Here is a 20079-nt window from a genome sequence, read left to right on the forward strand (position 1 = left end):
AGGAGTAATCAAAAAGAATATTATCTGTACCCGCTATCGTCTATTCGTCTAATGACTCCCGGCGAGTCGATCCATCGGACGATCAGTATTTCCCCTTTAGCCGGCGGTTCGGCGCCGAGGAGTTCAGATGTATGACCTCGGCACGGACCTCGATGCAGAGGTCCCCCCCGGAACGAACGTCCTGGTGAGCGGCCCGCCGCTTTCCGGGAAGCGGTCGCTCTGTCTGGACATCCTGGCATCCGGGACGGAGCAAGGTGAAGGTGCGATCATCGTCACTACCAAAGACAGCGCAGACCGTGTGCTGGACGACTTTGGATCGCGTGTCCCCCTCGAAGACCGGCCGGTCGCGATCGTCGACTGCGTCACCCGGCAACAGGGAGTCGCGGAGATCCGCGACGACGACCGGATCAAGTACACCTCCTCGCCGGTCGATATGACGGGAATCGGGATCAAAATCTCGGAGTTCCTCCAGTCGTTCTACCAGGACCGCGGCATCGAGCGGAACCGCGTGATGCTCCACTCGCTTTCGACACTTCTGATGTACGCTGATCTGCAGACGGTGTTCCGCTTTCTCCACGTCTTCACCGGTCGCATCCAGAGCGTCGACGGGCTGGGCGTCTTCGCCATCGACGCGAGCGCCCACGACGATCAGACGATGAACACGCTGAAACAGCTGTTCGACGGCATCATCACGACGCAGGAGGACGGGCCGCCGTCGGTCCGGCTCGCAAACGACTGATCAATCAGTCACGACAGTTCCGCTGAAAGGGAGACGAACGACTAGTCTTCGCTGACTCCACCCGCTCTCTCTCGCAGTCGATTTCCGCAAGGTAAGTAACTGTCAGTTCAGCCCGTGAGAGGTCCACGGCGCGTCTCTCAGCAGTTCCCGGGTTCACTCACCTAGAGTTCTCCTGTTCGTCGTCTTCCGCCTCGAGTGCCTCAACGACCTCGGGAAGTTCCTTATCGAGAAAATAGCGCAGCAGGCGATACACGACGAGTGCGAACAGACCGAGTAAAACGAGATCGAGGAGATACAGTTCCAGCAGTTCCACGGGGGTCAGATCGGCGAAGTCGATGTCGCCGAATAACAACAAAGCTTCGATGGTGGCCACGAGAATGAGGAGGGGCGCAAACAGAACGTATAGGCCGATGAATAGAAGCGTCAGTTTTTGTCGTCGATCTTCCCAATTCATAGTCTCGGATTTCACCGTTCGTGAGTTAAGTCTGTGGGCGTCAATGCGGGATAGCTGCCGGTTCGTCGGACCTGAGATGTCGTTTGCCATTCCTGTGGTGAGGTTTACAACTGAACCGCTGTCCGTCTCCTCGCTCACCGCATCGCAGCAGTCCCCCCAAACCCTCGCTAGTCGTCCTGCTCCGTCCGACGCGGCAGTATTTTACCCTTGCACACGTCCGTTGTCGTATGCACGTCACGGACGACGGCGGACTACGATCGATCTTCGATGCGGAGACGGTCGCGGTTGTCGGCTGCTCGACCACCCCCGGGAAGGCCGCCCACGACATCCCCGCGTACCTCAAGCGACACGGATACCGGATCGTCCCGATCAACCCCTTCGCCGACGAGGTGCTGGACGAGCAGGCCTACGATTCGATCGCGGAGGTGCCCGAATCTATCGAGATTGACGTTGTGGACGTGTTCCGGCCCAGCGAGGAGGCGGGCGACATCGTCGATGCCGCCATCGAGCGCCACGAGTCGGTCGGGGACGTCGACGCCGTGTGGCTCCAGTTGAACATCACCGACGCCGAGGCTGGACAGCGTGCCACGGACGCGGGGCTCGACTTCGTCCAAGACAAGTGTATGAAGGTGGAACACGCCCGGCTCGTCGACTGACACTGATTACTGAGACGGGGGATTGTCAATCCGTCCGATCCTGACCGGCCGCAGTACGTCCGGAAGGATCGTTACCGTTCAGATATCGGACTCGGTCTCCTCGACCGTGTCCGACTCGGATGTGTCGTCCGCCTCCGAGGCCTCTCCTGGGGCGTCGGCTGCGGTCGACCGTTCGGCTTCGGAGATATGCGCGTCCGCAGTGACGCGCTCGACGTCGATGTCTTCCCGCTCTGCGAGCGCTTCGAGCAGCGCACGCATCTCCGCGGTCTCCTTTTCGAGGCGATCGACGCGGTCGCTGGTCTCCTGGGTCGTCTCACGCATCTCGACGACCTGATCGCGGAGGTCGTTCAATCGCGTGTAGACGTCCTCTGCCATATCCGTCACTTTCTGGAGCTTCTTTGCCGTACCTCCGAGTCCCATAGCTCCTACTGCGACCCCTGGGTTTGAGTGCGTTCCGCCTCGCAGGTGCAGAAGAGCGGCAGTCGTCACCGAAAGGGGACGCTCGCCGTCGCGTCCGCACAGTCGTTCCTCACAGACCGTCTGCGTCGATCCGACCGATCAGCCTTCGAAGCCCGCCGTAGACGGCGACGGCGATCACGACGACGGCCGCGACCGCGACGTACTCCGTACGCCCGCCGCTGTCGATAGCGAGCCGCGACGCGGTGTTGACCGGGCCGTTCGGCAACAGCGTCGTCCCGCCGAAGACGAACAACACCCCCACAGAGTAGAGGAACTGTGCGGCGCGTCGTTCGGGTGCGAGCAGCGCGATGGCCGCGCCGAGCCCACAGATCACGAGGGCGAGCCCCGCGACCAAGGCGAGCAACGCGAGGACGTTCGCCACGGCAGTGCCGTTGAGTTCCAACAGGAGCACCCACAGCGCGGCCTGTGCCGGGGCGAGTCCCGCCGCTGCGAGCAGCTTTCCGTCGACGACGTCCGCGAGTGAGACGGGCGCGACCCGGAGCAACTCCAGTGTCCCGCGGTCGATCTCCTCGGTGAGAGAGTCGACGGTGACCGACCCGGCGATGAACACCGGCAAAAAGAGCAAAAGCGGCAGCAGCACCGTGTAGGTAAAGCCGAAGTACGGACTGGACGACGCCTCCGGCGGCAGATCCAGCGGCGTCGACGACAGGAACGCCGCCCGGTCGGTTCGCTCTGCGCGTTCGAAGGAGCGGACAACGTCGCGCAACTGCACGACGACGATCGTCGTCTGCACGTTCGAGTCGGGCGCGACGGCCCTGACGAACACGCGCTCGTCGCGCGTCTCGGCGACGATCACCGCGTCGATCCCCGTCGCGCGATACTCCTGGAACGCCCGCATCGCGGTCTCCTCCGAGCGGTAGAACTGGGCGTCGACGCCGCGGACCTCCTGCGAGGCCCTGATCAGATCCTCCGCAGCGTCGCCCGTGACCGCGACGTCGACGTCGTAGCCCTCGACCTGTCCCGGGTCGTACAGCGAGACGAGGCCGACGACCAGAAACGACGAAAACGCCGCGATGAAAAGTTGTAGCGTCAGCGCGAGGACGATCGTCTTCTCCTTCCGGAGGCTGCCGAGTTCGCGGCGGGCGATCGTCACCCGCGGGTCCGTGCGGTCAGCCAAGGGAGGTCACCACCGTGAGGTTGTAGGCCGTATGCACGAGGACGCTGCCGACGAACGCGGCGGCGTACCACCGCAGGTCCCGCATCGCGCCGAGGGAGGCCAGTCCCGCAGTGACTGTGTGGAGAACGAGCGGGGCGAAAAGCAGCCCCGCGGCGGAGAAGATGCCGATCCCCGAGGGGGCGAACGCGGCCTGGCCGAGCGCCAACTCCGGAAGGCCCACCACCTGCGCGACGGCGGTGAACTTCTCGCCGACGAAAAAGCCAAGTCCGGAGAGCGCGCCGAGGACGAGCGCGACACGCGGGACCCGCGGGAACGTCCCGCTCTCGAACGCTGCGAACACGTGGAGGCTCTTTGCGAGTTCCTCGACGACGGCGACGACGAAGAGGAGGAGGGGAACGGTGATCGAAACCGGAAGCGCAAACAGTATGGCGATCGCGAGCAACTCCGCCACGAAGACGAAGGGGATCGAGAGCCCCGAGAGCACGGCGACGTCGCGCGGCCGGGAGACGCGCGCATCGAGGGCGTCGAGGAACTTCAGCGGGACCGCCCGCTGGGTGAAGAGATCCTCCTCTCGGTAGATCCCGATCCCGAGCAGGAACAACACGCCGGCACAGAGGGTGAACGGAACCGTCGCAAAGAGGAACGCGCCGGGCGTCACCGACGCGAAGGACTGGAGGTCCCGGACGACGACCGTCAGCGGCGAGATGAGCGCGATCGGCGTCACGTTCGTGAAGATCGCCGGGACGAACGTGTACGCGGTCAGGAACACCGAGACGGTGACCGTGACGAAGGTGAGTTCCTTGAACGAGCGGGCGAACATCGCCCCGGCGAACGTCGCCGAGAGAAAGACCAGCGCGATCGGGAGGACCGCGGCCACGGCGACGACGCTCCCGCCGACGGCGACGGCGATGAGCGCCGTCACCGCGACCATCGCGCCGAGGTACGGCAGCGTCTTGCCCGCCACGATGTCGCCCGGGGAGACCGGCGCGACAAGCAGGAGTTCGCCGCGGCGGTTGATCCGCTCGTTGAGCATCGTGCTCCCGTACGCCTGGACGACGAAGTTCATCGGCACCAGGAAGACAAAGGCGAGGACGAGCGAACCGAACGGGAACGGCGGCTGAATATCGGCAGGCCCGCCGGAGCCCCCGCCACCGAGCGGGTTGATGCCGCCGAGTGCGGGGACGCCGAGGGGTCCGCCACCTCCGTTCGTTGCGGATCCGTCACTACCGCCGTCGTCGCTCCCTGCGGTGTCTGTTCCGCCATCACCGCCCCTGCCGCCACCGCCGTCGGTCTCGGCGCTGGTCCCGCCGCCGGCGCCGTCGGTCTCGGCGCTGGTCCCACCGCCGGCGCCGTCGCCGTCTGCAAGCGCGCTGTCCGGGATGCCGTCCGAGCGGGAGACGTACTGCAGGACGGCGACGACCGGAAACGCCGCGGAGCCGTTCTCCTCGGCCTGCATCCGCCCGGTGTTGTACTCGCGGACCGACGTTCGGAGTTCCGCGAGCGCCGCGCGACCTTTCGGCGTGTCGGCGGCGCGGAACTCGCCGTCGCGGATCAGGACCTCGACGTCGCCGTCGGCGAGCGCGTCCGGTTCGGGCGGCCGCGGATCGAGCGCCACGCTCCGTTCGACCGGTTCGCGGTAGGGGCTGTCGGCGGCGACCCCGACGCGGTAGATGTCGCGGTCGAGCGCGACGCCCCCCGCGAGCGCCCCGGCGCCGAGGATCGTCCCGGCGACGAGCAGGGCGAGGACGCCGAGTACCGCTGTCCGCCGGTCGACGATCCCGACGGACCGCTCGATCTCCCAGCGAGCGATGCGCCGGATGGCGGCGAGATGGTCCCGAAGCGACCGCTTCACGGTCGGCTGCCCCCGTTGCGTTCGGCCGTCGCTGGCGGGTTCTCTCCGGCGAGGTCGAGGAAGATATCCTCCAGGCTCTGCTCTCTCGTCCGGATGTCGACGACGTCCCCGCCCGCCTCGGCCGCGCGTTCGCGAACCCGGCCGACGGCGTCCATATCGGGGACGACGCTCCGGTACCGCTCGGATTCTGACCGCTGATCCCGCTCTGCGCCCTCGACCGGGACGGTCGTGAAGACGTGGTAGCTCGTCGTGCCGTACTGCTCGCGGATCTCGGGGACTGTTCCGCGGGCGATGATCTCGCCGCGGTTCATAATCACGATCCGGTCGCAGATGCTCTCGACGTGATAGAGGTTGTGCGCGCTGAAGACGACTGTCTTGCCCTCGTCGGCGAGTTCCCGGGTGAACTCCAGGACGTAGTTCGTCGTCAGTGGATCCAGCCCGGACGCGGGCTCGTCGTAGATGAGCAGGTCGGGGTCGTTGACCAGCGAGCGGGCGATCGCGACCTTCCGCTTCATCCCCTTCGACATATCGCCGAGCCGACGCTCCCGGTGTTCGAGTTCCAGCCGATCCAGCGTCTCCTCGGTGCGTTCCTGCGCCGCCGTTCGCGGGACGTCGTAGAGGTCGGCGAAAAAGGAGAGATACGAGCGGGGCGTCATGTCCTCGTACAGCGGCGACTCCTCGGGGAGAAAGCCCAGGTTCCGGCGCATCTCCGGATCGCCGGCGTCGTAGCCCGCCACCCGCGCGACTCCCTCGGTGGGCTCAACCAGGCCCGCGAGCATCTTCAGCGTCGTCGTCTTGCCCGCTCCGTTCGGCCCCACGACGCCGAAGATCTCCCCACGTTCGACGGCGAAGTCGCTGCCGACGACCGCGGGGAACTCCCCGTAGGTCTTCCGCAGCCCCTCGACGCGAATCATCGCCATTACCGGCGCGACGGCGGCGCTCGAAATAAACCCGACGGCTCCCCGGTCCGGAGTCCCGGCGGATCTTTAGAACCCCGGTCCGGAGTCCCGCCGGATCTCTGGAATCCCAGTCCGAGGGATCTCCGGTCCGGGCCGCCGGCGGCGTCGGCAGGGTGGCGTCGTGCCCCCGTCCGACGCCTTACAGCTGGATGACAGGCACGGAAATACTCAAGTTCCCGACTGCGGAGGTACAAACCGACGGAGGTAACCGTGACTGACGAGGGGGATGCGGACGACAGCCGCCAGCGACCGACCGACAGCCAGGGGGCCGTCGAACGGGGGATCGAAGCGGTCGCTGACGATGCTGAGTCGCGAGCGGCCGCCCCCGACCCCGACGACCTCGAGATCCCGTTACCGTGGAACACAGTCTCCAACGAAAGCGACGATGAGGAGGCCGCGGACGAGCAATCAGACCGGGATGCGGACGGCGAAGAGTCCGACGTGACTGCGACGCCGGATGCCTTCGAGGATCTGCGGTTCGTCGGGCCGAAGACCGGCGCCGTCCTCCGGGCCTCTGAGCTCACAATCGAGGACCTCACGAAGAAACGCGTCGCCTACCGAGATCTGAAGGAAGCAGGCGTCAATCCCGGCGTCGCGGCCAAGATCAGGCGCGAACACTCGCTTTCGTGGTCGCTCGACGGGGGCGGGACCGACCTCGGCCGTCGCTCCTCGCAGGTGCGCGGCCTCGACGACGACGAGCGGGCGTGGATCGCCGACTCGTCGGGGTGGTCCGAATCCGGGGAAACCGAAGCCGACGGCTCCGGCGACGCGGCGGACGCGGAGGCAGCGTGGCGCGAACGTACTGCCCACGGCAGCGGTGGGACTGCGGAAGGAGCGGACGAGAACGCGAACGGTTCCGACGAGTCCGCTGGAATCGATACCGGGGAGGCTCCCGCGACGGACGCCGAGGCGGCGTGGCGAAAACGCAGTGCACCGACGCCGTTGACCGCCATCGAGGGTCTCGATACGGAGACCGTCACCGCACTCAGGGAGGCCGGCATCGGATCGGTCCGGCGGCTTGCGACGGCGAGTCCGGAGAGCGTCGCCGACGCCCTCGATGTCGACGTCGACCGCGTCGCCGCGTGGTGTCGCCTCGCGCGCGAGCACGATTCGTGGTAAACGCCGGCCGACAGAACGTCACTGGCCAACCGAGCACCGGCCGACAGAACGTCACTGGCCAACCGAGGACCGGCCGACAGAACGTCACTGGCCAACCAAGCACCGGCCGACAGAACGTCACTGGCCGACGGCGTGCGTTCGAGCCAGCACACCGGCTGGGTGGCATCCACCAAAAAGTACCGCAGCAGTTCTTGTACGGCTATTCGACTGAACTTCCGGGAGTAACGGGCAACAAAGAGTTTATCTACCGAGTGAGTGCATTTCGAAGCGAACTCACTGTCGTCCCTGGCACGAGTGATCCGATGGTCACCAGAGAAAACCCGACACCGGATGAGACCGGACAGACGAGCGATACCGTCGACGCCGTCCTGGACGTCGTCGCGCGCAGTGCCCCGGAGATCCGTGAAGGCCTCCCCGGCCGCAGGGTCGCTTACGGCGAGGAGAACCCTTCCGGGGAGACCCAGATGGCCGCGGACGTCTTCGCCGACGAACTCCTCTGTGAGCGGATCAGCGAGATCGAGAACGTCGGCGTCTACGCCAGCGAGGAACGCGAGGAAGGCATCGACGTCGGCAACGGCCTGTCGGTCTGTGTCGACCCGCTCGATGGCTCCTCGAACCTCAAGCCGAACGCCGCGATGGGGACCATCGTCGCCATCTACGACGACGACCTGCCGGCGACCGGCCGCGACATCGTCGCCGCGGCGTACGTTCTCTACGGCGCGACGACGACGATGGTCACCGCCCGGGAGAAGACCGACACCGTCACCGAGTACGTCATCCACCCCGACGGCAACTACCAGGTCGTCCACGAGGAGCTCTCGCTTCCCGATGATCCGACAGTCTATGGATTCGGCGGCCGCGTTCCCCACTGGGTCGAAGAGTTCCGGGAGTTTGTCGAGAGCGTCGAGTCGGACCCGTCGATGAAACTTCGGTACGGCGGGGCGATGATCGGCGACGTGAACCAGGTGCTCACCTACGGCGGCATCTTCGGGTACCCGACGCTTGGGAACGCTCCGGAGGGAAAACTCCGCGTCCAGTTCGAGGGCTACCCGGTCGGCTACATCGTCGAAACCGCCGGCGGCGCATCCTCCGACGGCCACCAGTCGCTGCTCGACGTTGAGAAGGACGAACTCCACGCGCGGACCCCCGTCTACGTGGGGAACCGGGAACTGATCGACGACCTGGAGTCCTATATGGTCGACCGCGATTGACGAAACGAAAACTAACGTATAGTTTCAAACTTTTATCTGAATTCCCGGAAAGTACTATCTCTGAGTTCTCTAAAGCTATATAGAAAAGAAGAAACTAGTTCCTGTTTCACCGAAGAACCGTCGAAAAGTTCCTCGTAGGCGTCGGTCCGCCTCCGCTCGACGGCGGCGTTGCGAGTGTCACCACGAGCAGCAGCGCGAGCCCAACGGACAGAGACAGGGGGCAACGGTGTGGTGCTGAACCCACGGTGCTGTGGCAGAAAGCAGACAAGCCCCGACGATCGTCGTCTCGGCGAGTGTTAGGCCAGCACGTGTGCAGTCTCGTAGTGAGTCCGGAACGCGAACCAGAGGCCGTGGCGGCCGGGGATCCGCTCACGCGTCTCCGAACCGGCCCGCAGTTCGTTGCGCGTCACTCGCCAGCGGGTCCCATCGTCCCCGGCGAGCGTGATCCCCTCTTCGTCGTCGACGCGGTCGACTGGCGTTGACGGCGACTCGTAGACGGCGACGTCGCCGGTCGCATCCAGCAGCGCAATCACCTCTCGACCGTCGATTTCGCCGACGAGAACCTCTTCCTCGCCGAGATCGTCGACCGGGACGACCCACACCGCTTCGGGGTCGCTCCCGGTGATCCCGTACACCGACGCCTTCTCGGGGAGTTTGCCCTCGGCCCGCCTGACGCCCGGTTGGACGATCTCCTCGCGGTTCCAGTAGTGCTCGAAGAAGTCGTTGTTGCCGTCGTAATGGGAGTACTCGTAACCGTAACCGGTGTCGATGTCGAGTGCGAGCGTCTCGGGATACTCGGCCTTCCAGTCGCCCCACTCCGTCTGCGTGACCGCGAACTGGTCCAAGAAGAGATCCGGCGACGCGGCCAGGGTGGGGCCGCCGATCGGCGTGCCGGCGTGTTGGTCCCACAGCGTCTCGGTCTCCTCGTCGTACATCACCTTGTTTCCCGAGGCGAGCATCCCAGTGCTGCCGAACGTGCGGACATCGCTGTCGCCGTCGCCGACCCGTCGGTCGTAGAGGATCGGCGCGTTACAGAGCGTACAGTAGGTGAGGCTCACCGGCACGTCGTCGAGCTCGGCGTTCAGCAGTTCGTGCGGGAACAGGATCCACCGCGGTACTGCGTAGGCCGTTCCCCCGATCTCGAAGCCGAACACGACGTGGTCGTTATGCAGGTAGCGCTCCGGAGTGTCGGCGTCGTTGTCGGCGGTTGTATCGTCGGTTCCCCTCTGCACTCTACACCCACCTGCGTCGACGGCGTCGCCCGGAACGAACGACGGCGCGTTGAGCGCCGCGAGGAAGGAGCGATCGCAGTTGCCCCATCGGATCCCCTGGAGGTCGAACTCGCGGGGTTCACAGTCCAGCAGGCCGCCGACCGGCGGGAGATACGATCGGTAGAGGCGGAGTTTCCACCCCTCGAAGCCCGCAAGCGGTTCGATCTCCTGCTGGGAGTACCACGACTCCCACTCGACCCAGGCGTGTGCGGAGTCGAAGTCGGGTTTCGCGAGGCTCGCCAGGGCGTCCGCGACGCCTGGCCAGCGCACCTCCGGCAATTCGAGATACCGCGGCGGGTCGTGCTCGCGGAGCACCGCCGGGAAGCCGAACTCCGCCCAGTCGTTCGCGATGCTGTCGATCACCAGCAGTTCGACGAGATGCGGAACGACGCGCTCGTCACCCTCCTCGGCGAGTTTCTCGATCGCGGCCGCGTGGGCGTCGACGTCGCGATCGAGAAGTCGGTCCGTCAGCGACTGCAGACGATCGGTCGTGGTATCGTCGGTGTGGTTCACAGTGCCATCCCGCACGTCGCGGAGGACTATAAAAAATACGTGCTGTGGTGTTCCACGCCGCGGGGTCAGCAGGCGCCGTCGCCGCAACCGATCCGATCTCCGACAACGGCGGCTATAAGTGTCCCTTGCCCTCAGTAGTAGGCATATGCCCGACCGCGACAGCGATGCCGTTCCGGACGGCGGCGTGCGGAGCGCCGCGCCGGCCCGGGACGCCCGATCGGACTACCAGTACGTCTCCGAGATCGTCGAACGCCCCGATCTGGTCGATGCGCTCGCGGCCCGCGTCGACGGCGAGGTCCGGTTCGACACCTACACCAGACAGCTGTACGCCACCGACGCCAGCGCCTACGAGGTGACGCCGATCGGCGTCGTCTTCCCGACCTCGACCGCCGACGTCGCCGCGGTCGTCTCCTACTGCGCCGAGGAGGAAATTCCGGTGCTCCCGCGCGGCGGCGGCACGAGCCTCGCCGGCCAGACTGTCAACGAGGCGGTCGTCCTCGACTTCACACGCCATATGGATGCCATCCGTGACGTCGACTCCGACGCCCGCGAGGCACGCGTCCAGGCTGGAACGGTCCTCGCGGATCTCAACGACCGCGCTGCGGGGGACGACCTCACGTTCGGCCCCGACCCCGCGGCCGGCGACCGCAGCGCCATCGGCGGCGCGATCGGCAACAACTCCACGGGCGCACACTCGCTCGTCTACGAGAAGACGGACCACTACGTCGAGGAAGCGGAGGTCGTCCTCGCCGACGGGACGGTCACCACGTTCGGCGAGGTGGCGGTCGAAGAGCTCCGCGAGCGCGCCGATCCCGACGGTGACGCCGAGGAGCGGATCGCTGCGGGCGTCGTCTCGGTGCTCGACGAGCAGGCCGAGGAGATCCACGAGCGCTACCCCGAACTGAAGCGGAACGTCTCCGGCTACAACCTCGATCGCCTGCTCGCGGAGGCCGAAGGCGAGTTCGGCGAGGCGGGCGTCGTGAACCTCGCGCGACTGCTCGCGGGCTCTGAGGGCACGCTCGCGGTCGTCACCGAGGCGACCGTCTCCCTCGAACCGGTCCCGGAGACGAAGTCGGTCGCGCTCCTGACCTACGACAGCGTCGTCGACACCGTCAGCGACGTCGTCCACGTCCTCGAACACAACCCGGCCGCGGTGGAACTCATCGACGACGTGCTGATCGGATTGGCGGCCGACACCTCCGAGTTCGCCGACGTCGTCGCCAAACTCCCGGACCGGACCGAAGCGGCGCTGTTGGTCGAGTTCTACGCCGAGGACGAGGCCGAAGGCCGCGAAAAGGTGCGACAGCTCCTGGCGGATCGGGTGCCCGGTCGGGCTGACTCGGATGAGGATCAGGAGAACGTTGACACCGATACGACGACTGATGAGGACGCCGAAGCGACGAACGATCCCGAACGATTCGCGTTCGACGCGCTGGAGGCCCACGACGACGAGGACCGCGCGGAACTGTGGAAGCTCCGGAAGTCCGGGCTCCCGATCCTCCTCGGCCGGACCAGCGACGCGAAGCACATCAGCTTCCTCGAGGACTGTGCCGTCCCGCCTGAGCACCTGCCGCGGTTCGTCACCGAGTTCCAGGAGGTCCTCGAGGACAACGACACCTTCGCGTCCTTTTATGCCCACGCCGGCCCGGGCGTCCTGCACGTCCGGCCGCTCATCAACACCAAGTCCGCGACCGACCTCGACGCGATGGAGGCAATCGGCGAGGCGGTGACGGACCTGGTCGTCGAACTCGGCGGCTCCGTCTCCGGCGAGCACGGCGACGGTCGCGCGCGGACCCAGTGGAACCGCAAACTCTACGGCGACCAGCTCTGGGAAGCCTTCCGGGATCTCAAGACCGCCTTCGACCCCGACTGGCTGCTCAACCCCGGCCAGGTCTGCGGCGACGTCGCGTTGACGGAGAACCTCCGGTTCGACCCCGACTACGAGTTCGCGGCCGGCTTCGACTCGGCACTGGAGTGGGACAACGAAAACGGGATGCAGGGGATGGTGGAGCTCTGTCACGGCTGCGGCGGCTGTCGCACCCAGCAGTCGGAGGGCGGCGTGATGTGTCCGACCTACCGTGCGGCCGACGAGGAGATCCAGAGCACGCGCGGCCGGGCGAACATGCTCCGGCAGGCGATGAGCGGCGACCTCCCGGACGATCCGACCGGCGAGGAGTTCGTCACCGAGGTGATGGACCTCTGTATCGGCTGCAAGGGCTGTGCCAACGACTGCCCGAGCGAGGTCGACCTCGCGAAACTCAAAGCCGAGGTGACCCACGCCTACCACGAGGAACACGGCTCCTCGCTGCGCTCGAAACTGTTCGCGAACGTCGACACTCTCGCAGAACTCGGCAGCACCTTCGCGCCCGTCTCTAACTGGGCTGCGAAAGTGCCCGGCGCGCGCACGGTTCTCGAAAAGACGATTGGAATCGCCAGCGACCGCACGCTGCCGACGTTCGAGCGGGAGACGCTCCAGGACTGGTTCGCGGCCCGCGGTGGCTCCCGTGTCGACGCCGACGCGGCCGACCGCCACGCCGTGCTCCTGCCGGACACGTACACGAACTACAGCCACCCGGACGTCGGGAAGGCAGCGGTCGAAGTGCTGGAGGCCGCGGGCGTCCACGTCGACGTCGCCGACGTCACCGACAGCGGCCGGCCGGCGTTCTCGAAGGGCCACCTCGACGTCGCCCGCGAGACCGCCCGCGAGACCGTCGACGCGCTCGCACCGCGGATCGAGTCGGGCTGGGACGTCGTCGTCGCCGAGCCCTCAGACGCCGTAATGCTGCAGTCCGACTACGGCGACCTGCTCTCGGGCTCGGCGGTCGAGACGGTCCGGGCCAACAGCTACGGCGTCTGTGAGTATCTGGACACCTTCCGACTCGACGAAAACATCGACTTCGCACCGCCGGCGCGGTCGATCGCGTACCACGGCCACTGCCACCAGAAGGCGACGAAGAAGGATCACCACGCCGTCGGCGTCCTCCGTCGTGCGGGCTACCGCGTGGATCCGCTGGACTCCGGGTGCTGTGGGATGGCCGGGAGCTTCGGCTACGAGGCCGAACACCACGCGATGAGCGTCGCCATCGGCGACACGCTCAAAGGACAGGTCGACGACAGCGACGCCGAGGCCGTCGTCGCACCCGGCGCGTCCTGCCGGACACAGCTCTCGGACCTGGGAGCGTCTGTCGACCGTTCGCTATTGCCGAGGGCCGAGGGGAGCCGCGAGGAGCCGCCGACCCCGATCGAGGCGCTTTCGGCCGGCCTGGCCGACCAGTAGACCGTCGGACGGACTGTTTTCGACACTGCCCGCGCACGTCCTGCGATCGCAAAACGGACAGCAGACGCTCTCATACTGATTACTCTCACTTTTTACCGCCGAGCACCACGCCCGTTGGCGGCGTTCGGCGGCAAGAGACGAGAGTAATCAGTATCAGGCGGGGTCGCTGTCGGGGACACCGTCGTCCTCCGCGTTGTTTCCGCTCTCCGGTGCCGTCCCCCGGTAGAACAGGCCCGCCCCGAGGAGCGTGGCCCCGCCGATCAAAAGCAGCGGCGGGGCGTTGCTGCCGGTGCCTTCCGTCAGCACGTTCAGGACGATCGGCACCGAGAAGGCCGTCGCTGCCTGGGCGGCGGTGAAGATCCCGACGATAGCGGTCGCGTTCGCGGGGCCGAACCGATCGATGATGATCGGCGAGAAAAGCGGCGCGATGGCGCCGAGGCCGATACCGAAGACCACGAGCAGGACATACATCGGCAGCGGAGCGGAAATGACAGGTAACACGCCCATCGCCAGCGACGCGAGAACCACGCCGAAGGTGAGCGTGATTCGCATCCCGATCCGATCGGCGAACTCGCCGCTTGCAACCCGCGCGGCGACGCTGACGACGCCGACGATCCCGAAGGCGGTCGCGGCGACGGTCCGCTCGATCCCGTTGGCGGTCAGGATCCCGACGAGGTCCGCCGAGAGCCCAAAGTACCAGCTCCACAGGAGCGCGAATCCGACGACCGCCGCCACGAAAGGAGGGTCGGTCAGGTTCCCACGCAGCCACGACACGTTCACCGGCACGCCGTGTGCAGCCGCCCTGCCGGACGGTCGCCGGTAGAGGAGACTGGCGAGCAGGATCGTCGCCGCGGTCACGCCACCGACGACGACGAAGGCACTCCGGATGTCCGTCCGTTCGAGTAGCCACACCCAGACCGGCGGCAACACGAAGATCCCCAGGCCGTTGCCGGTCATCGTGATGCCCATCGCCCGGCCCTGGTACTGGTCGAACCACTGCGGCACGAGCGAGATGACGACGACGAACATCGTCCCGCCGGCCATTCCGATCAACGCGAAGGTGGCGGCCAGCCCGAGATACGAACTGGTGATCTGGAGGAGGCCGACGGCGACGGCGAAGACGCCCCCGGCGGTCGCGACGACGGGACGGAGCGGCAGGCGGGCGATGACGACGCCGATCAGCCCGCCCGCGATGTAGAAGACCGCGATCGTGATCGAAAAGACCGAGGAGACCCGCAGCCCGGAGAGGCCGAACGCCGACGCGAGCGCCTCCGAGTAGACGGTGAACGTGAAGATGAGGCCCCAATCGAGGATCAGGATGACCAGACCGAGCGCGACGATGAGCCAGCTGGTCAGCGAGTCCAGGGCGTCGGGTTCGGTTTCAGTCATAGGTGAGTTTGCTGCCCAACCCTGACACGCAACTGCGGGCTGGTGGGTTCGTCCGTACCGTGATTCTATGCTCTTTTATCGTTTTCTTTCCCCGGCTGTCGTCCACTCTCCGACGTGACTCCGTCCCGGTATCACCGATGTAACCGGGTTACAGTCGATGAAACTCCCGATTTGACCAAACTTTCATTACTGATACGGCGTAACACGACTGTATGGCACTCGAAGGACAGTCACCGTACAGCATCGAAGCCGATTGGAGCAAACTGTATATCGACGGCGAGTACGTCGACCCCGAAAGCGGCGAGACCACGCCCGTCGAGGATCCCTCCACCCGTGAGGTCGTCACGGAGGTCCCGCGCGCATCGGAGGCAGACGTCGACGCGGCCTACGAGGCCGCCGTCGAGGCACAGAAGGAATGGGAAAACCAGCCCCCGGCCGCCCGCCAGGAACACGTCCAGGGACTCATCCAGGCGGTCGACGAACACGCCGAGGAGATCATCGAACTCAACACGACGGAGATCGGCGGCATCCACGGCGTCGGCGAGACCGCAGTCCAGATCACACAGGACCACCTCGCCGAGGCCGCGACGCTGCCCCGACGGATGAAGGGCGAGACGGCCGCCTCGAACATCCCCGGCAAGGAGAACATCGTCTACCGCGAGGCCAAGGGCGTCGTCACGGTCATCTCGCCGTGGAACTTCCCGCTGAACCTCACTGCTCGCGCGCTCGCCCCCGCCGTCGCCGCCGGGAACTCGGTCGTGCTCAAACCGTCGACGGACGCGCCGATCATCGGCGGACTCCTCTGGGCCCGACTCGCCGAGGAGGCCGGCTTCCCCGACGGCGTGATCAACGTCGTCACGGGCAAGGGCTCCGAGATCGGCGATCACCTCGCCGGCCACCCCGACAGCGACGTCGTCGCGTTCACCGGATCGACCGAGGTCGGCCAGCACGTCGCGGGCCTCGCCGCGGAGAACCTCGCCGTGCCGGCGATGGAACTCGGCGGCAACAACGCTCACATCGTCACCGGGGACGCGGACCTCGACCAGGCCATCGACACCGCGGTGTTCGGCTCGTTCATCCACCAGGGACAGGTCTGTATCTCGATCAACCGCCACATCGTCCACGAGTCGGTCTACGACGAATATGTCGAGCGGCTGACCGAGCGCGCGGAGCAACTCCCCGCCGGGAGCGCACACGACGAAGTCGTCCTCGGACCCATCATCAACGAGTCCCAGCGCGACCAGATGCTCGACTACGTCGAAGAGACGATCGAGGCCGGCGCGACGCTCGAAACGGGCGGCGAGACGGTCGAACTCGACGGCGTCGAGGACTCGCTCGTCGTCAGGCCCACGGTGCTTTCGGACGCCACGAACGATATGGCGGCCTCCTGTAACGAGCACTTCGGCCCCATCGCGCCCGTGATCCCGTTCTCCGACGTCGACGAGGCGATCGAACTCGCGAACGACACCGAGTACGGGCTCGCCGGCTCGGTCCACGCGGGCGACGTCGGCACCGGGCTGCAGATCGCAAAGCGGATGGACACCGGCAACGTCCACGTCAACGACCAGGGGATCAACGACGAGGCGCACGTGCCCTTCAGCGGGACGAAGGCCTCCGGCATCGGCGGCTACAACTCCACGGACTTCCTGGATGAAGTGACCGAAAAGAAGTGGATCTCGCTGCAGCACGAGCCGCGGGAGTTCCCCTTCTGAGATCCTCCTGAGATGCTCCAGGAGACGGTGTGTGTCGTCGCCGGCGGCGGCAACGGCCTCGGCCGGGCGGCGGCACACGAACTCGCAGACCACGGCGCCCGCGTGGTGGTCAACGACCTCGGCACCGAGGTCGACGGGACGGGCAGCGACCCGTCAGTTCCCGAAGCCGTCGCCGAGGAGATCCGCGAACGCGGCGGGACCGCCATCGCCCACCACGGCGACGTGAGCGACTTCGCGTACGCCGAAGAACTCATCGCGGACACGGTCGCGGAGTTCGGTCGCGTCGACTTCGTCTGCAACTTCGCAGGCATCCTCCGCGACGGGATCAGCTACAAGCTCTCGGAAGACGAGTGGCGGAAAGTCATCGACACGAACCTCACCGGCCAGTTCGCGCCGCTTCGTGCCGCGGCGACCCACTGGCGCGAGGCGAGTAAGGCTGGCAACGCGGAGGACGGCGACGGCTTCGATCGGTAGCGCTCGTATCTCGCGGTCAGCGGCGGGGCGGCGCGCGGCGCCCTCGGCCAAGCCAACTACGCCGCCGCGAAGGCCGGCATCCTCGGGATGGTGCGGTCGGTCTCGACGGAACTGGTCCGCTCGGACGTCCGGGTCAACGCCCTCGTCCCGAACGGCTACACCCGGATGACCGAGACGGTCCCCGAGGAGCACCGGCCGTACACCGAAGCGGAGATGCCGCCCGAACGCGTCGCGCCGCTGGTCGCGTACCTGGCGAGCGAGGCCGCCGAGGACATCACCGGCTGTACGCTGTATGCGGGCGGCTATCGGGTCGGCGTCTACTCGGACCCGGCGATGGACGCCGTGGGCGTCAACCCCGAGGGGTGGACGCTCGACTCGATCGCCGAGCACTTCCGCGAGGACGTCGCGGCCGACGCGGAACTGACGCGGACGGAGTCCTACCTGTAACGCCTTCCGGAACTCGCGTCGCCGCCGGGCGGTCGGAGTGCAGCCGACATCATCCTCGAACGACGCCGTCTCGGCCGGAAAGGCATCTTTTATCACTGATTCCGACGATTGTCCGTGTATGCGATTCGTCCGCTACGACGACACCCAGCTCGGACTGCTCACCGACGACGGCACCGGTATCATCGACCTCACCGACCGGCTCGGGCTCGAAAGCGACGAGCCGCTCGTCGAGTACATCGAAGGCGACTACGACGCGTCCGAATACGAGGACGAAGATCCCGACCACGACGTCGCGGACGTCCAGGTCGGCTCGCCAGTCGGCCGGCCGGGGAAGGTCATCGCCGCACCGCTGAACTACGAGAAGCACATCGAGGAGGCGATCGCCGACAAGGACATCACCACCGAGGAGTGGTTCTCGATCAAGGACAAGGGCTACTTCCTGAAAGCGCCCTCCAGCGTCGTCGGCCCCGACCGCGGCATCGAACTCCCCTTCTCCGACCGCCGGACGGACCACGAGATCGAACTGGCGTTCATTATGGGCGAGGAGACGAAGGACGTCACCGCCGATGAGGCGTGGGACAAGGTCTTCGGATACACGATCCTGCTGGACATCTCTCTGCGCGGCGGGCAGGACCGCTCGAACCGGAAGTCCTACGACACCTTCTGTGTCATCGGCCCCTGCGTCGTCACTCCCGACGAGATCGACGACCCCCAGGACCTCCAGATGGAACTGCACCTCAACGGCGAGCGCCGCCAGTACGAGAACACCGGGGATATGGTCTACACCTGCGCTGACATCGTCCAGTACGCCTCCCTCGGCGCGACCCTGGAAGTCGGCGATGTGATCACGACCGGCACGCCGGAGGGCGTGAGCGAACTCCACGGCGGCGACACCATCGACGCCGAGATCGAGGACGTCGGCTCGATGACCGTCGACGTCACCGAACGCGACGTCAGCTACGCCGAGGCCAACGTCCAGAAGGGCGGCCAGGAGTAACGGCGGCTCACGGCACCGACTAACGCTGTTCGGTTCCCGGTTTTTTACTTCGCTGAACACCGAGTCCGGGGCGACACTGGCAGCCCTGCCGCTGCCTGTGGGCTGTGATCATCAATAACCGCACCGAAATACTGTGATTATCAGTAGCCGTACCAAAATAGAAGGGTGAGCGATCCCCGAGGAGCTGCGGTCCCGACGTCGAGCCCGATGACGACGGTGTGTCTACGACGACGGTTCGGCCTCGGCGTAGAGGTTGAACGCCTCGAAGACCGGCTTGTCGGTGATCGCGAGCAGGGTCGCCTCGCCGTCGGGTTCGTGGTGGTGGATCTCGTCCGGCGGGACGATGAAGATATCCCACTGGCTCCACTCGAAGGCTTCGTCACCGATGTGAGTGGCACCCTCGCCGTCGATGACGAAGAACACCTCCGTCATATTGTGGAAGTGCGGATCGGTCGCCTCCTGCATCAGCTGGGCGCGGAACGACATCGTCGGGAACAGCGGCGGCTCGCCCGACGCCGGGTTGACGTACGTGAGGCTGTAGCCGTCGTTCGGGTCCGGGTCGTTGTTGTCCGCCCGCTGTTCGAGCGACTCCACCATATTCGCCCACTGGAACCGGTACGGTGGCGTCGGCTCCTGGTTCCCCTCGAAGGGGCCGGGAATGCCGTCTTCTTTCAGATCCGACTCGGCGCGCCCGCGGCCGTACTGTGAAGCCCAGTAGCCCTGACTCTTCGTGACGGGCTGGCGTTCGAGTTCGTGGTACTCGAAGGTGTTCTTGGCGTTCAGCGAGTCGAGCACGAGCGGGAGATCCAGGACGTCGAGCCACGCTGCCGTCTCGTCGCTGTCGTTGACGTGGTCGTGCCACTCCCACTGCGGGGTGGTGATCAGGTCGTTGTCCTTCATCGGGAACTCCTCGCCCGCGACGACCGTCTTCATATCCTCGTGGCCGTCGATCGCAAAGCGCAGGGCGTTGGCCCCGTGACGGTGCGAGGGCGCCGTTTCGCCGGGCGATACCGTCTGGACACCGACGTAGATCGTGTTCGAGATGGCGTTCGCCGTGTTGATCGGGACGGCGACGCGCCGCTGGAATCCCGGTGGGAGTTCCGAGATAGGGACGTCCGCCTCGATGGCGTCGATCGCCTCCTTGATGTCCTCCCACTTCCAGATGTCCGCCTCGGGATCCTCCAGGACGGTGCCCATATCGTCCTCGATCTCCCAGAGCGGCTGGAGGCTGTGCTCCTCGAGGATGTCCCAGGTCTCGGAACTCATCTCTAGGAGTTCCTCTGGCTCTTGCTGTGCCATACCCAAGTGTTGGGAAAACTCGATAATAAGTGTGTTGGACGTATGCACGCCGCGAATCGCCGGCGTCGAGGCTGCAGCGGTTTGCAGTGTCCGAGTACCGAGTCGCCGGCCCC

The 20079-nt window shown here is 66.1% G+C and carries 15 protein-coding genes and 1 pseudogene; 8 read left to right on the forward strand and 8 right to left on the reverse strand.

Annotation, left to right across the window (positions count from 1 at the left end):
• Window positions 1–127: 127 nt before the first annotated feature.
• Window positions 128–739: an RAD55 family ATPase gene (locus tag RJT48_RS12715; RefSeq protein ID WP_311172678.1), complete on the forward strand. Its 612-nt coding sequence runs from the start codon at window positions 128–130 to the stop codon at window positions 737–739.
• Between the two features lie 157 nt (window positions 740–896).
• Here the strand turns inward: RJT48_RS12715 and RJT48_RS12720 are convergent, their stop codons facing one another.
• Window positions 897–1331: a hypothetical protein gene (locus RJT48_RS12720; RefSeq protein ID WP_311172679.1), complete on the reverse strand. Its 435-nt coding sequence runs from the start codon at window positions 1329–1331 to the stop codon at window positions 897–899.
• A gap of 89 nt (window positions 1332–1420) precedes the next feature.
• On the opposite strand from RJT48_RS12720, the gene RJT48_RS12725 reads away from it, so the two are divergent.
• Window positions 1421–1849, forward strand: coding sequence for a CoA-binding protein (locus RJT48_RS12725; protein WP_311172681.1), 429 nt, complete (start codon window positions 1421–1423; stop codon window positions 1847–1849).
• Window positions 1850–1927: 78 nt separating this feature from the next.
• On the opposite strand, the gene RJT48_RS12730 is transcribed toward RJT48_RS12725, so the two are convergent.
• The 4 genes from RJT48_RS12730 to RJT48_RS12745 all read right to left on the reverse strand — a co-directional run bounded on the left by RJT48_RS12730 (window position 1928) and on the right by RJT48_RS12745 (window position 6212).
• The gene (locus RJT48_RS12730) at window positions 1928–2269 is read right to left on the reverse strand and encodes a DUF5798 family protein (RefSeq protein WP_311172682.1); all 342 of its coding nucleotides are present in this window, start codon (window positions 2267–2269) and stop codon (window positions 1928–1930) included.
• A 109-nt stretch (window positions 2270–2378) separates the two neighbouring features.
• Window positions 2379–3446 (reverse strand): ABC transporter permease, encoded by a 1068-nt coding sequence (locus RJT48_RS12735; RefSeq protein WP_311172683.1) that lies wholly within the window; start codon window positions 3444–3446, stop codon window positions 2379–2381.
• A complete protein-coding gene (locus RJT48_RS12740; RefSeq protein WP_311172684.1) occupies window positions 3439–5298 on the reverse strand; it encodes a PrsW family intramembrane metalloprotease in 1860 nt (619 codons plus the stop codon). Before RJT48_RS12740 ends, RJT48_RS12735 begins: the two co-directional genes overlap by 8 nt.
• A complete protein-coding gene (locus tag RJT48_RS12745) occupies window positions 5295–6212 on the reverse strand; it encodes an ABC transporter ATP-binding protein (RefSeq protein WP_311172936.1) in 918 nt (305 codons plus the stop codon). Before RJT48_RS12745 ends, RJT48_RS12740 begins: the two co-directional genes overlap by 4 nt.
• 255 nt (window positions 6213–6467) lie before the next feature.
• Here RJT48_RS12745 and RJT48_RS12750 point away from each other — a divergent pair, with 255 nt between their 5' ends.
• Together RJT48_RS12750 and RJT48_RS12755 are read left to right on the forward strand one after the other, a co-directional pair.
• Window positions 6468–7376: a DUF7409 domain-containing protein gene (locus RJT48_RS12750; RefSeq protein ID WP_311172686.1), complete on the forward strand. Its 909-nt coding sequence runs from the start codon at window positions 6468–6470 to the stop codon at window positions 7374–7376.
• A gap of 302 nt (window positions 7377–7678) precedes the next feature.
• Complete coding sequence (locus RJT48_RS12755) at window positions 7679–8587, forward strand: class 1 fructose-bisphosphatase (RefSeq protein ID WP_311172687.1); 909 nt, start codon at window positions 7679–7681, stop codon at window positions 8585–8587.
• Window positions 8588–8883: 296 nt separating this feature from the next.
• On the opposite strand, the gene RJT48_RS12760 is transcribed toward RJT48_RS12755, so the two are convergent.
• Window positions 8884–10371: a DUF3179 domain-containing (seleno)protein gene (locus RJT48_RS12760; RefSeq protein WP_311172689.1), complete on the reverse strand. Its 1488-nt coding sequence runs from the start codon at window positions 10369–10371 to the stop codon at window positions 8884–8886.
• Window positions 10372–10516: 145 nt separating this feature from the next.
• Here RJT48_RS12760 and RJT48_RS12765 point away from each other — a divergent pair, with 145 nt between their 5' ends.
• Window positions 10517–13648, forward strand: coding sequence for an FAD-binding and (Fe-S)-binding domain-containing protein (locus RJT48_RS12765; RefSeq protein WP_311172690.1), 3132 nt, complete (start codon window positions 10517–10519; stop codon window positions 13646–13648).
• 153 nt (window positions 13649–13801) lie between these two features.
• On the opposite strand, the gene RJT48_RS12770 is transcribed toward RJT48_RS12765, so the two are convergent.
• On the reverse strand, window positions 13802–15037 hold the full coding sequence (locus RJT48_RS12770; protein ID WP_311172691.1) for an MFS transporter: 1236 nt from the start codon (window positions 15035–15037) through the stop codon (window positions 13802–13804).
• Window positions 15038–15249: 212 nt separating this feature from the next.
• Between RJT48_RS12770 and RJT48_RS12775 the strand changes: the two genes are divergently transcribed.
• The 3 genes and pseudogenes from RJT48_RS12775 to RJT48_RS12785 all read left to right on the forward strand — a co-directional run bounded on the left by RJT48_RS12775 (window position 15250) and on the right by RJT48_RS12785 (window position 18667).
• Complete coding sequence (locus RJT48_RS12775; protein ID WP_311172692.1) at window positions 15250–16749, forward strand: aldehyde dehydrogenase family protein; 1500 nt, start codon at window positions 15250–15252, stop codon at window positions 16747–16749.
• A 12-nt stretch (window positions 16750–16761) separates the two neighbouring features.
• A pseudogene (locus RJT48_RS12780) lies at window positions 16762–17670 on the forward strand (SDR family oxidoreductase).
• 118 nt (window positions 17671–17788) lie between these two features.
• A complete protein-coding gene (locus RJT48_RS12785) occupies window positions 17789–18667 on the forward strand; it encodes a fumarylacetoacetate hydrolase family protein (protein ID WP_311172693.1) in 879 nt (292 codons plus the stop codon).
• A 222-nt stretch (window positions 18668–18889) separates the two neighbouring features.
• Here the strand turns inward: RJT48_RS12785 and RJT48_RS12790 are convergent, their stop codons facing one another.
• Complete coding sequence (locus tag RJT48_RS12790; protein ID WP_311172694.1) at window positions 18890–19966, reverse strand: cupin domain-containing protein; 1077 nt, start codon at window positions 19964–19966, stop codon at window positions 18890–18892.
• Window positions 19967–20079: the final 113 nt, after the last annotated feature.

The sequence above is a fragment of the Halobellus ordinarius genome (assembly GCF_031823395.1).
Classification (GTDB): domain Archaea; phylum Halobacteriota; class Halobacteria; order Halobacteriales; family Haloferacaceae; genus Haloquadratum; species Haloquadratum ordinarius.